This is a genomic window from Pseudoalteromonas sp. (assembly GCF_036960685.1).
Classification (GTDB): Bacteria; Pseudomonadota; Gammaproteobacteria; order Enterobacterales; family Alteromonadaceae; genus Pseudoalteromonas.
In genome coordinates, this window is record NZ_JBALXK010000010.1 from 90,244 (window position 1) to 103,370 (window position 13,127).

At 40.6% G+C, this 13,127-nt stretch carries 12 protein-coding genes; 5 read left to right on the forward strand and 7 right to left on the reverse strand.

Translation table 11 applies throughout. The annotated features are described in order from the left end of the window. Positions 1 to 168 precede the first annotated feature (168 nt). The 3 genes from V7783_RS10455 to V7783_RS10465 all read left to right on the forward strand — a co-directional run bounded on the left by V7783_RS10455 (position 169) and on the right by V7783_RS10465 (position 3,221). Positions 169 to 2,007, forward strand: coding sequence for a S8 family serine peptidase (locus tag V7783_RS10455; RefSeq protein WP_335678655.1), 1,839 nt, complete (start codon positions 169 to 171; stop codon positions 2,005 to 2,007). A 96-nt stretch (positions 2,008 to 2,103) separates the two neighbouring features. Continuing rightward, positions 2,104 to 2,739, forward strand: a complete 636-nt coding sequence (locus tag V7783_RS10460) for a LysE family translocator (protein ID WP_335678656.1) — start codon at positions 2,104 to 2,106, stop codon at positions 2,737 to 2,739. Between the two features lie 17 nt (positions 2,740 to 2,756). After that, positions 2,757 to 3,221: a methylglyoxal synthase gene (locus V7783_RS10465; RefSeq protein WP_335678657.1), complete on the forward strand. Its 465-nt coding sequence runs from the start codon at positions 2,757 to 2,759 to the stop codon at positions 3,219 to 3,221. 13 nt (positions 3,222 to 3,234) lie between these two features. On the opposite strand, the gene yegD is transcribed toward V7783_RS10465, so the two are convergent. The 6 genes from yegD to V7783_RS10495 form a co-directional block, all read right to left on the reverse strand. Continuing rightward, a complete protein-coding gene (yegD, locus tag V7783_RS10470; RefSeq protein ID WP_335678658.1) occupies positions 3,235 to 4,602 on the reverse strand; it encodes a molecular chaperone in 1,368 nt (455 codons plus the stop codon). A gap of 62 nt (positions 4,603 to 4,664) precedes the next feature. Beyond that, a complete protein-coding gene (locus V7783_RS10475; protein WP_335678659.1) occupies positions 4,665 to 5,513 on the reverse strand; it encodes a DNA ligase in 849 nt (282 codons plus the stop codon). A 34-nt stretch (positions 5,514 to 5,547) separates the two neighbouring features. Next, positions 5,548 to 6,204: an HAD family hydrolase gene (locus V7783_RS10480; RefSeq protein WP_335678660.1), complete on the reverse strand. Its 657-nt coding sequence runs from the start codon at positions 6,202 to 6,204 to the stop codon at positions 5,548 to 5,550. 60 nt (positions 6,205 to 6,264) lie between these two features. Continuing rightward, complete coding sequence (locus V7783_RS10485; RefSeq protein ID WP_335678661.1) at positions 6,265 to 6,564, reverse strand: hypothetical protein; 300 nt, start codon at positions 6,562 to 6,564, stop codon at positions 6,265 to 6,267. A 114-nt stretch (positions 6,565 to 6,678) separates the two neighbouring features. Continuing rightward, positions 6,679 to 8,961, reverse strand: coding sequence for a TonB-dependent receptor (locus V7783_RS10490; RefSeq protein ID WP_335678662.1), 2,283 nt, complete (start codon positions 8,959 to 8,961; stop codon positions 6,679 to 6,681). Between the two features lie 379 nt (positions 8,962 to 9,340). Then, positions 9,341 to 11,044 (reverse strand): mechanosensitive ion channel family protein, encoded by a 1,704-nt coding sequence (locus V7783_RS10495; protein ID WP_335678663.1) that lies wholly within the window; start codon positions 11,042 to 11,044, stop codon positions 9,341 to 9,343. 195 nt (positions 11,045 to 11,239) lie between these two features. On the opposite strand from V7783_RS10495, the gene V7783_RS10500 reads away from it, so the two are divergent. Beyond that, the gene (locus tag V7783_RS10500; protein WP_335678664.1) at positions 11,240 to 11,788 is read left to right on the forward strand and encodes an HdeD family acid-resistance protein; all 549 of its coding nucleotides are present in this window, start codon (positions 11,240 to 11,242) and stop codon (positions 11,786 to 11,788) included. Between the two features lie 50 nt (positions 11,789 to 11,838). Here V7783_RS10500 and V7783_RS10505 read toward each other — a convergent pair whose 3' ends face one another. Further along, a complete protein-coding gene (locus V7783_RS10505; protein WP_335678665.1) occupies positions 11,839 to 12,708 on the reverse strand; it encodes a mechanosensitive ion channel family protein in 870 nt (289 codons plus the stop codon). Between the two features lie 180 nt (positions 12,709 to 12,888). Between V7783_RS10505 and V7783_RS10510 the strand changes: the two genes are divergently transcribed. Next, on the forward strand, positions 12,889 to 13,098 hold the full coding sequence (locus V7783_RS10510) for a hypothetical protein (protein WP_064665796.1): 210 nt from the start codon (positions 12,889 to 12,891) through the stop codon (positions 13,096 to 13,098). Positions 13,099 to 13,127 lie beyond the last annotated feature (29 nt).

A 13,127-nucleotide genomic window follows, 5' to 3' on the forward strand; every position in this document is an offset into this window, starting at 1 on the left:
ATTTAACCGCTTAGACATCCACTTATAATAATTCGCTATAAAAAAGTAATAACAAGATTATTTTATTACTTTTTTATGAATAATCCCCCCTTGCATCCCATTTAGAATTAAACTAATGTAAACCAAGTTAACATCAAGTTAACATCATAACATTTAGGGATACATAATATGAACACAAATAAACTCGCATTGGCGCTTATCATTAGTGGCTTGTGTGCAACTGGCAGCGTTGCTGCAGCAAACGATCGCTATATAATCCAAGTTGATAATAATAAAAAGGGTGTCGTGAAAGCACTCACTAAAAAACTCGGTGGCGATATCAAAGTTGATGGTGATGGCTTTATTGCTGCGCAATTTACTGGGTATGACTTAGCTTCAGTTAAAGGCTTATTAAACAATCCTCATATCAAGCTAGTTGAAGAAGATCAAAAGCGTGTACCAATGTCTATTTACAATGACGACGCTGGTAATGCTATGACGCAACAACTTACACCATACGCTGTATATCAATCGCAAGCAGATCAACTTACCTTTGATGCCAACGCGGGCATGAAAGTTTGCGTAATAGACTCAGGTTTAGACAGCACAAATCCTGACTTTATTTGGGGCAATATTACAGGCGACAATAACAGTGGTACGGGTAATTGGTTTGATAATGGCGGCCCACATGGAACGCATGTAGCAGGTACAATTGGCGCCGCTGATAATAATGTAGGTGTCATTGGTATGGCACCGGGTGTTGCCATGCATATTATCAAAGTATTTAATGCTGATGGCTGGGGTTACTCATCTGATTTAGCTCACGCTGCAAATCTTTGTTCACAAGCCGGTGCTAACATTATCAACATGAGTTTAGGCGGTGGCGGCGCTAATAATACTGAGTCAAATGCATTTGCTAACTTTACTCAGGCTGGCGGTTTAGTCATTGCCGCTGCGGGTAATGATGGTAATAGTGTACGCTCTTACCCTGCAGGCTACCCTTCTGTAATGATGGTTGGTGCAAATGATGCTAATAACCAAATTGCTGACTTTTCACAATTTCCAAGCTGTACAACAGGCCGTGGCAAACGAGCAACCACTGACGAAACAATTTGTGTTGAAGTCACAGCCGGTGGCGTAGATACGTTATCTACCTATCCAGCAGGTATGGCTACAGCCGCATCTCTATTAGTAGACAACACAGTTTTTGCATCCTCTGCGATGGAAAATTCAGGCCAAGTATCTGCCAGCACATATTACATGGGCACTGCAGAAAGTATTGATTCTGGTGCAGCTGGAAAAGTATGCATGATTGACCGTGGCAACATCTCATTTTATGACAAAGTTACAAACTGTGAGAACTCCGGTGGTACGGGCGCGGTTATTATCAATAACGAAGCAGGTATGTTATACGCTACATTAGGTGAAACAAACGATACGACTATCCCAGCTGTAGGCGCTGCATTTGAAGATCGCAGTGCTTTACTTGCCAGCTCCAACGTAAGTATTAATATTGGTACCAGCGATTATGGTTATATGAGCGGCACATCAATGGCAACACCTGCTGTATCTGGTATTGCCGCGTTAGTATGGTCATTACACCCTGAGTGTACAGGAACAGAGATCCGCGATGCTCTCAAAGCAACTGCACAAGATCAAGGTGCTGCTGGGCATGACGTTTACTTTGGTCACGGTATAGTTAAAGCGGTTGATGCTGAAGCTTACCTCAGTGCCAACGGTTGTGCAGGTAATAATGGAGGTGGCACGCCTACACCAGGTAATGACGATATCAGTCTTGATGCAACAGGTTACAAATCAAAAGGCGCAAGTTTTGCTGATTTAAACTGGAGCGGCGCAACAACCAGCCAAGTTGATATCTATCGTAATGGTAGCAAAGTATCAACAGTTGCAAATACTAATAGCTACACCGATGCAATTTCTACAAAAGGTGGCGGCTCTTATACATATCAAGTGTGTGAAGCACAAAGCACAACAGTATGCTCAAACAACAGTACTGTTAATTTCTAGTTGTTTAATCCAACCAAATTAAGCGGGTAAATGCCCGCTTTTTCTTTGCCTGCAAGCTTGTTAAGATCAACCATCTATTATTTATAAACTGCACAAATGATCAATCCAGAATTTTTACTGTCATTTTTAGCGGCCAGCTTTTTAATCGCTGTGGCACCGGGGCCATCCAACGCCTTTTTAATGGCGCAAACCTTTGCTAATGGCCGTGCTGCTGGCTTGCAAAGTGCCTTTGGTTTTGCCTTAGGTGGTGTAGTACATACTTTGTTTGCTGTGGTTGGTTTAACTGCAATCCTAAAAGCCTCTGACGTTGCTTACACCGCAGTACAATATGCTGGCGCCGCTTATTTATGTTACTTAGGGATAATGATGCTAAAAAGCACCTTTGTAACAATAAATGACGACTGCGATAACAAGCCCCATGTCAGTACCAGTAAAAAGAAAAATGTTATGTTCCAAGCGATGATGACGGAAGTGCTCAATCCAAAAGTTGCGCTGTTCTTTATTGCCTTTATACCGCAGTTTGTGGATCCGAGTTTATCCAGCTCGACAACCTTCCAGCTGGCTTTTTTTGGCTTGCTCTACCCTATTTTCGCCTTTCCAATTGATTGCACATATATTTATTTTGGCGATAAAATTGCCAGTTATTTCAGGGACAACCCAAATACGCAATTGTGGATAGACCGAATTACAGGTATTGTGTTTATAGCACTTGCTATCAACCTTTTAGTGTAAAAATAATAAGAGTCAGCATGGAACAAAAACAGCAAACATTACCTGCTAAAAAAAACATCGCGCTAGTCGCACATGATGGAAAGAAAACCGCATTACAAGCATGGTGTAATAAGCACCGAGACAATTTAAGTCAGCATACCTTGTATGGCACCGGCACCACAGGCCATCTAATTGAGAAAAATACCGGGCTCGATGTGATCAAACTGCTTAGTGGCCCAATGGGCGGTGATCAACAATTAGGTGCAAAAATAGCCGAACACGAAATTCATATGTTGATTTTCTTTTGGGATCCCCTCGCCTCTCAGCCTCATGACCCTGATGTAAAAGCATTATTACGCTTAGCGGCAGTGTGGAATATTCCTGTGGCATGTAACGAAGTCAGTGCTGATATGTTATTAAGTTCATCATTAATGCATGTAGAGCTTGAGCGCAGCTTGCCTGATTACGAGAAGTACCTCGCAACCCGGCAAATTACGCTATAAAGGCAGCTCTGCTTTAACGATAAAGCATGCTTGCCCATTTAGTGAGCCCTGCGGTGACACTACCAAAGTGATCACCGTTCACCATTTTTATGTCCCCTAAATGCTCAACTAATGCCGCTTTGATCAGCGGTGATTGGGCGCTACCACCAGTAAGATAAATTACATCAGGTACGGCGCCAGCATCTTTAATCGCTTGCTTGGCTAAACTAACAATTTGCATAATAGAATCATCGACCGCCAATGCTAAATCATCGCGTGATAACGCTTTGTGTAATTGTGGCGCTAAAAATTCGAGCTCACAATTAAACTCAGAGGCTGATGATAAAGCAATTTTTGCCGCCTCCCCTTGCTGAACTAGCTGATGGCCCTGCTTATTTTGTTGTAAATCGAGCAACCGTTGAAATAACTCGGGCGCTTGCACTTCTCGTAGTTGAGTAAGTAACTCGCGAGTATGCTGCTGACTATAAAACTGGCTTTGTAAATTCACATCATTGATTTTACAGGCTTGCCAAAATGGCTGATTAGGTAAAGGCAAACCCGATTTAAACTTACTGCCTAACCCGAGCAAAGGCATAAGCGCATGATAGCTCAGGGCAATATCGAGATCATTACCGCCAATACGTTTACCCGTATGAGCCAAAAAGTCATGATCACGCTCACTGCTGTTACGAAAGCTGGGGCCCATTTGTACAAACGAGCAATCACTAGTACCTCCACCAATATCGATAACTAACACTTTTTGATCGTGCTGTAAGTAACTTTCATAATCAATTCCCGCTGCAAGCGGCTCATATAAAAACGCGACTTCTTTAAAGCCAGCACGCTTTGCTGCACGCTCTAAAATGCCTAAAGCTTGTTGGTTTGACTCTTCACCGCCAACGGCCTGAAAATTCACTGGGCGACCAATCACAGTATGCGTTAATGCATATTGTAAAGAGGCTTCTGCGCGTTGTTTGATCTTTAAAATCATCGCGGTAGCAATATCTTCAAAAAAGTTGATTTGCCCTTGCTTTAAACCTGTGGCACCAAAAAAAGATTTAGGCGATTTAACAAAATAACCTTCTTCAGGAAACTGCACATACTGGCTGATGGCTTCACGGCCAATAAAGAGGTTTTCTTCACCGGGAGCAAGGTCTAAATCCGACTTTATCCGCACCATAGTATTAAGCAATGCTTGGCGCTGGCTTTTAAAATCATGTTCATAGCTACTACCCGTTAAATGTTGAGCAACAAAATCAACCACTAACGCACTGTGATGAGTATAAAGTGTGGAAGGTAAATAGTGCTTGCCTTGTTCTAACGGTACTAACTCGACAGCATTTTGTGCATTTATTACACCCATTGCACAATTTGAACTACCATAATCAAAACCAACAAACATCTCGCCACCACTACTTATCAAAAGGCCGCGCAATTTAGCATACTTACGGCTTTTTTTAAATGTTAATCAGGATCGCGTTGACGTAAAAAACTGGCAAACCGTGGTAAACCGTTTTTAGTAAAACCATGATATCGGTATGTCACCGTCGCTCCTATTGCGGGTGGATTTTGGCGCTGTGCGTTACTAAAGCCAGTACCAATTGAAAACTCTTTTCCTTGTGGTGTAACTACTTTTAACGCCCCTAGCATGCCAGTAAATTTGCCTTTTCCTGGAAGATGAGCAATGACGACCGCTTCACTATCAAAATAAGGTTTTAACTTTAACAGCGCATCAGAACGGCCACTTTTATGCATTGCCGAGGCTAAATGCAGCATTACACCTTCACCACCTTGCTGAGTTACTTTATCAAAGTACGCAGATAATGCCTGCTCTGTAGTAAATTGATACTGCTGTACTGCTTGGATGTGAGGCTTATTTAATGTTTTTACTAAACGTAGATAATTTTCATAGCGTACTGCAAAGGGATTATGTTGATCTGGCATGTCAAATATCTGATAGGTGACTTTTTGCCAGTCACTATCCAACGGCTGTAAAGTGCGCACAATACCACTGAGGTCTGCAAAATCGCCGCGTTTAGTCCACAGCTCTCCGTCTAATCGCAGATTGGGTAAGTCAGCCACAAACCATGCTGGAGCATGTATCACATTATCGTTACGGGTTATAAACTCAGTGCCAGTCCAAATTGCCCGCACTCCATCAAATTTTTCACTGACTAAATAGTTGTCGATTGCAGCTGCTTGGTGTTGCTGATAAACCTTGGCAAGCTGTGCATTTGCAATTAGTTGTGGTTCAATTGCCCAACAATTAAAAGCGGTGAGCAACAACCATATTGTGATTAGTCCGTTACGCATGTCAGTCCCTTGTTTATATCCAAGTAGACTAAAACTATAGCTTAGTTTGTACCCATTGCCATAGTTGCTGTAAATTATCCATTCGCGAAAATGCCAAACTTAAATCATGCTCTAAAGTATGTTTATTCGGTATTGCCACCACCGCGACCTTTGCATTTGTGGCAGCAGTCACGCCGGTATGAGTATCTTCTACCGCAATCGCTTCCTCGGCTGAAATACCTAACGTTGATAACGCAAGTAAATAAGGGTCGCCTGCAGGCTTTGGATTTTGCACATCATCTTTAGTGACAACGCAATCAAACAATTCATAAAAGCCATGCCCTTGCAAAATAGGTAACGCTTCAAGACGAGCACTGCCTGTCACTAATGCCATTTTTAAACCGCTTTGTTTAACCTTGTGTAAAATCTCTTTAGCAAAGGGCATCAGGGCTGGCAGTTGTGTTAGTACAAATTCTTCAAAGGCATCATATTTAGCTTGTGCTAACCACTGCGGCGTTACTGATAAGTTGTATTGCTCAACCACTTCAATTGCGGCTTCTAAAGTTGGTCGACCTGAAAAGCGTTGGCAAAACTCATCTTCATTATAACTTACGCCAAACGGGGCTAAAATATCATTCCAGCAGGTAAAATGGACACTTTCGGAATCGACCAAGGTGCCATCCATATCAAATAGTACTGCTTTTAAAGTCATCCTCATTCCTTTATTTTAACAATCAAAAAAGGCACACAAGGCACCTTTACACTATATCAATTACTCAGTTAATCCCGCAGGCGGCTCGGCAAAAGCCTCTTCGCCCGTTGCAACGTCAACCAGTTCATAACCGCGCTCTTTTCTAACCACTTTTAGTACTGGCTTGGCAAATGCTGTTTTAAGACGTTCAGCATCATCTTGCAGTGCATCTAGCGTATTACCAAAAGGCGCGGCACCTGTTTCTGACCAATTCGTAACTTTACCATTTAGGTTATATTCAACTTCATGAATTTGATATTGCGCCGCTTCATCTTTAGTTGCTTCACAAAAAATCACTCGGTAGTTCCAAAATCCAGCCATTGCTACTCTCTTTTAAATATAATTAGCGTTACTTTAGCAGTTATAAATCCGGTTTAACAATACAAAAGCCCGCAACATGTGCGGGCTTTTAATATTAGCAATTATAAAGTCTACTTAGAAAAAGTTAACTTTAAATTCAGCGCCAATAAAGCGAGGCTCATTAACAATTGCAGAGTTATTGCTAAAATCTACACCACCGATGAATACTTGCTCATTGGTTATATTACGTGCAAATGCCGCAACTTCGTATTCGTAGTTATTATCAAACCACTTATAACCCGCGCGTAAGCCACCTTCTAATAATGCTTCACCAGTAAACTCCACTGATTCATATAAAAAGAAATCAATTTCACTACGGTATGACCAATCTGTAAACGCATAAAACTCACCATCGCCAAGCTCTTTAGTATAGCGTAGAGTAAAGTTAGCAATCCACTCCGGCGCATGTGGCAGGCTATTACCGTCTAAACTATAACCTTGGTTTGTTAGCGGATCAGTAATCGTACAAGCAAAACAGCCTTGCGAATATAAATCATCATCTTGCAGCTCAGTATTGTTATAACTGAAGTTAAAAGTTGCATCAAATTCATCAGTCAATACCCATTGAGTATCAACTTCAAAACCGTAGCCAACAGTTTTATCAGCATTCAACAAACGAGCTGAATTTCCCGAGTCACCACCAACAGCTGTTAACTGTTGGTCATCCATTTGATAATAGAAAACAGTAGCATTGACACGTCCACGACCGTCAAGCACGTCTGATTTAATACCCGTTTCAATTGAGTTAATTGTTTCAGAATCAGCAACCGTTACATCATCACTAAATAAGATACGACCTTGAACGCTCGGTGCACGAAAACCATTTGCAGCACGAACGAATAAGTTTATATCATCAGAATATTTATACGCAGCAGCTAAATCCCATGATACATGGCTATCTTCTGGTGCAACTGACTTAGTTAAATTAGCAACTGCCGACTCTGGAGATGCGTAACGTGACGCTGTAAAGTCACGTTTATCATCTGAGTAACGTAAACCAGCAGTGATTTCTAACTTCTCAGTTAATTGATATTCACTCGATGCAAATACAGCCCATGCTGTTGTGTCTTGATCTTGGCGAACATAGCCAGTTAAGAAGTTTGCACCTAACCCATCGTAACCGTAAGTCTCAATCACTTGCTCTTCATTATAATAAAAAGCACCAACTTGGTAATTAAAGTCACCAGCAAAATCACTTGCTAAACGTAGTTCTTGTGTATATTGATTGTGATCTGGAAGGGCATCAGCGGTTTCAGACGCTAAGAAAATAAAACCAGGTCCCATTTCTGGTGTTGGGCAACCAGGAACAAAAGTATTCCCACAACCAAAACCACCATCTACATCAGCACGAGAGAAAATTTCTGCACTTTCCCAGCCACTGATCGATGTCAACGTGTAATCAGCAAAACTGTACTCTAGCTTTAAGCTAGCACCTTGGCTATTTACATTCTGTGTAGCAAATTGCACAGTATCTTGATATATCACTTCAGGATCAAAGCCCGGGCGCGGGTTATTTGTGCCTGTTTCAATTGCATTTGCATGAAATACAATTGGCTTACCATTTAAGTCACGAGTGTGGTAATTCAATAATGCACTGAAATCATCTTTCTCATATAAGAATTGGATACGCGCGGCAGTTTCTTGATAACCTCCTGTTACGTCATCAATCTCATTGCCTGCTAAGCGATTATCAATATAATCATCGCGCTCTTGACGTAATAGAGAAACACGTGCTGATAAGTTATCAGTTAAGCCACCACTTACAGCCCCTTCGAAGTCAATTGAATTGAACGAACCATATGATAAGGCTGCATAACCTTCAAAATCTTGACTTGGGCGAGCTGAATCAATTTTAACTAAACCAGCTGGGGTATTACGACCGAATAAGGTGCCTTGTGGTCCACGGAGAACTTCTACGCGGCCCGTGTCAAATATAGGAAAACCTTTTAAAATAGGGCTTTCTTGAACAATTTCATCAACCACTAGGGATACTGGTTGTGATGAATTCAAATCGAAATCTGAATTACCAAGACCACGAACATAAAAACGTGGGAATGAGCGACCAAATGAAGATTCTACAGTTAAGCTTGGAATTTTTGCATTTAAAAAACGAATATCCATGCCGGCAGAACTGGCAGCATCAAGGCTATCACCTTGTAAAGCAGAAGCAGCGACAGGTACTTCCTGTGCGTTTTCTACACGTTTACGTGCAGTGATTTGAATAACTTCTAATTGTTTGCTTTTTGCAACTGGAACTTGCTCATCAGCTGCAAGAGTAGAAAATGAAGTACCTGCTACGGCAGTGAACAACGTTGCATTGATTAGGGTTGCTAACGTAGATCTTTTCATTGCTTTCATGTCGGGGATTAACCTTTTTAGTGCACTCTTGTTCAACGGTTGGTGTGTTGCGCCAAATTCACTCGGCGGGCTCAATCAATTTTTCGCGCCTTGCAGTAAGCTGCGCGGACCTCTTTGTCGAGAGTGCAAAACAAAGTAAAGAGGCTGAATGAACGCTGAAGATTATAGCATTGTGTGACAGTTTTGCTGCATAAATATGTACAATAAAACAAACTTTTTACAACAAATGGCGACATGATAAGCGAACTTTGCAGTGTTTATGCAAATATATTTATTTTATGCGGACATTTGTCCTGTTAATTATTGTGGTGTAAATGTAGGCAAGCAACATAAGTGAGGTTGATACGCATTTATATATCAACCTCACTTTATCTGTAGACTAACTAGTTAACTGAGCTAACTCTGGCTTTGCCAACTCACAGTTATGCTCATTAAGTAATCCAAGGATTGCCATATTTAATTCCTCGATTACTTCCATATACAATGCAAAATCGGTGGTATTTACATAACTTAATACATCTATCTGTAATGCCCATGGCGTAAAGCCTTTAAACTTCACTCTACATGGATCTGTACAAATGTGCTCATGGTCATCTAATAACTGCTTGCACGCATTTATAAAGGATTGTAAATCTACTTGCTTAGTTTGTGCGCTGAGCATTAAATTAGGTCTAAAAGCAATACGCTCGCGTTCTGAAATATTTTCTAAATGCATATCGACAAACTTTGCATTAGCAACATAGATAACTGAACGATCTAAAGTACGTATCCGAGTAGCACGTAAACCTATTTCTTCAATCGTCCCGACATTTGCACCAAACTTACATAAACTACCAATACGCACAGGGGCAGATACATATAAGGTAATTGCGCCAATTATGTTCTCAACTGTTTTTTGTGCAGCTAATGCAATCGCTAACCCACCAATGCCTAAACCAGCGAGTAAGGTTGTGGCACTAAAACCTAAGTTTTCAAACCACAGCAAAGCAGCAATGATCACAATCAGCATTTTAATTACATTACTTGCCGGACGTAATAAAAAGACAGCTTGTGGCTTTTCTTGTGCAATAAATCGCTCTGATAGACGGTGCTTTGCAATATCAACACTACGTAAAAATACCCAAGTCCATGCAATCAGCAATACGGTACTGCCTTGGGCAAGCGCCACGACCGCAATTGTTACATTCGATACGTCATGCAATGATCGCGCTAATAATACTGCCAACAGTAAACAAATTGGTCCTTTAATAAAGGATAATACGTCATCAGGGGTTTTCGCTCTAAAGCGATGTAAAATGGCCGCAAAAATACGTGTAATCAATACCGATATCAAAAAGAAGGCGGCAAATGAGCCAGCAAAGTAAACCCACTGCCATACCATTACACCAAGTAACTCTGCTTTAGGGAGATGGTTATACAACCACTCACCCACCGCGTTATAACCAAACTCTTCAACTAGAAATGGAATTTTACTGACTGTTGCATTAGATATTTTCCAAACTTTATTTTCGCCTTTCTCATCAGGTACACGTTGTAATAAAACTTGTACCGGTCCTCGTGATGTGGTGATCTCTGCCACTAAATCTCGATAGCTGGGTACTGACTCATTCTTTTTACCCTCAGGCTTTTTACTCAATGTATCAATATCAATCCACAGTGTCCGATCAAATACCAAAGAAAGCTGCTCAGCTAAAAGCTCAGGAGCAATGGCTTTCACTTCAGGTGGCAAATTTCGGAAGTCTAAATAATTTGTAGCAAGGGCATAATCTCGTTGTCGTGCCGCACGTAAATACGCTTGCATAGCAGAACTTGGGGTGATGCGGTGGAACTCATCAAATGGCAAGGAGTCAATATCAAGCTCACCTCCCTGTTCTTTTACAGCTGTGGTGATTGCCGTTGTTTTTAAGGCTTGCTTTACCTCGGCTCCTTTCTCTTGCGCTGCTGCATGTTGCTCTTGCTCTTTGCTTTCTTTATCGATCAGAGACTTTACTGTCACTTCTGGCTCTGCAAATGAACTGAGGCTAAAACTAAATAAAATGGCCAAGCCAATTAGTTTTAATATTGAAATAAAGTGCTTACCCATTATTAATTCCTTGGTGTGTTTTGATCTAAGTGCCTATCTATTATTAACTATAAAAGCGATATCTCGTATTTAAAAGTTAATAACATTAATTTTACTGATAATTTTCCCCATCTCAGCAATCTGTTTGACCTCATTGCCAACACACGCTAACTTATAAACACCTAAGCGAGCTCTACGCTACCACTAAGGAATAAGATGGATCTCACCTCAACACTTTCAAAAAATTGGTCGGTACTTTTTATACGCGGCTTAATCGCGATTATTTTTGGCGTGATCACTTGGTTTGCACCAAGCGCTTCACTGAGCATTATGTTGTTATTTTTTGCCGGCTATTTCTTGTTCGATGGCATCCTGAGAGTCTGGGTTGCTTGGAACTCTAAGCAAAATAATCCTTACTGGCGCTGGTTGTTAGTAGGTGGTGTGTTATCCGTGTTCGCAGGACTTGTTACCCTGTTTGCGCCAAACGTTACCACAATACTATTACTTTATTATGTTGCTGCATGGGCTATTGCTATTGGTGCAGTTGAAATTTTTGTTGCGCTAAAATTACGAGCTGAAATTTCAGGTGAATGGCTTTTGATTATTACCGGCGCTCTGTCGGTACTATTTGGTTTATATTTAATTTTTAACCCAAGTGCAGGGATCCATACCCTGCTTTGGTTAGTTGCTACTTACGCAGTAATTTTTGGCGCTTTAATAGTATTGTTCTCGTTAAAGCTTAAAAAACTAGCACAGCGACAATAACTCAAACTAAAAAGTCGTTTACTGCACTTGGCAATAAACGACTTTTATAGTTATTTTAATGATCGTCGCGTTAAGGCAATTTCACCATCAATATGAATATCGCGCTGCGGGAAGGAAATCGTGACGTTATGTTCTGCAAACACTTTATAAATACTAAAGCGAATATCACTGCGCACTTGGCGTAACATGGTTTCTGATTCAGCACAGACCCAAAATATAGCATTGAACACTAATGAACTGTCAGCAAAGTCATCAAATAATACTGAATATGCTGGAGTCGGTAAGATTGCTGAGTGTTCACTTAATACTTGTTTAATTAGCTTTTCAACTAGCAGTACATCCGAGCCATAGGCAACACCAACACTGACCGAAGAACGCGCATTACGATCTATCAAGGTCCAATTAGTTACTGTGTTCTCAAGTAATTGACTGTTTGGGATCAACATATGTACACCATCGTTACGGCGAATACGCGTAGAGCGAGTGTTTATTGTTTCGACCACACCTTTTGCAGTCCCCACTTCTAAAAAATCTCCAATACGAATAGGCCGCTCCCACATTAAGATCCAGCCACTGATGAAGTTATTAATAATATTTTGCGCACCAAAACCCACCCCAATAGCGATGGCACCAGATACAAAAGCAAATGCTGTCAGTGGAATATTTAGCACTTCTAAAGAAGTAAAAACTAATATCGCAATACTTAATACTAAATAGATACGGGTAAATAACAACACCGCATCAGGGTTCATTTTGCGCGCCAGCAATGTTTTACGAATTAAACGGCCAATGCGAGTAACCACAAACCACATTGCAAAAAGTATCAAAGGGACTTGAATAACTTTAGCTACGGTAATTTCAATGTTGTTATAACTAAAAATTACATACGATAAATACTGAAAGACTAACTCTAACGTCATACTTTTTCCAAAATAAATAAAACGGGACACCTATTCAGGGTTAAGTAAGTTTAGCACGCCATAATGGCATTTACGGAGAAGTTAAAGTTCAATATGTTTTTTATGAATAAATTATTAACAATTCCTTACAACTGATGCTATAAATATATTGTAAGGTAAATAAAGCGTGAGGAGAGATCGATGTCACAACTAACCTTAAATCAAAAGTTAGCTACTTTGCAGCCTTTAGTTGATCTAGAACTATTTGAGTCTAGCTTAGATTACCGAAATAAAATTTTGTCTGTTCTTGCAGAGCAAGAGCAAACTTTAAATTTAATTAACAAAGAGTTCGGCCACCAGCAGCCAGCAAGCTTTGGTAGTGAAAAGAAGTTTGTATTAGGTTACAACTAATTTTGCTGGGCATGATTAACTATTTAGTA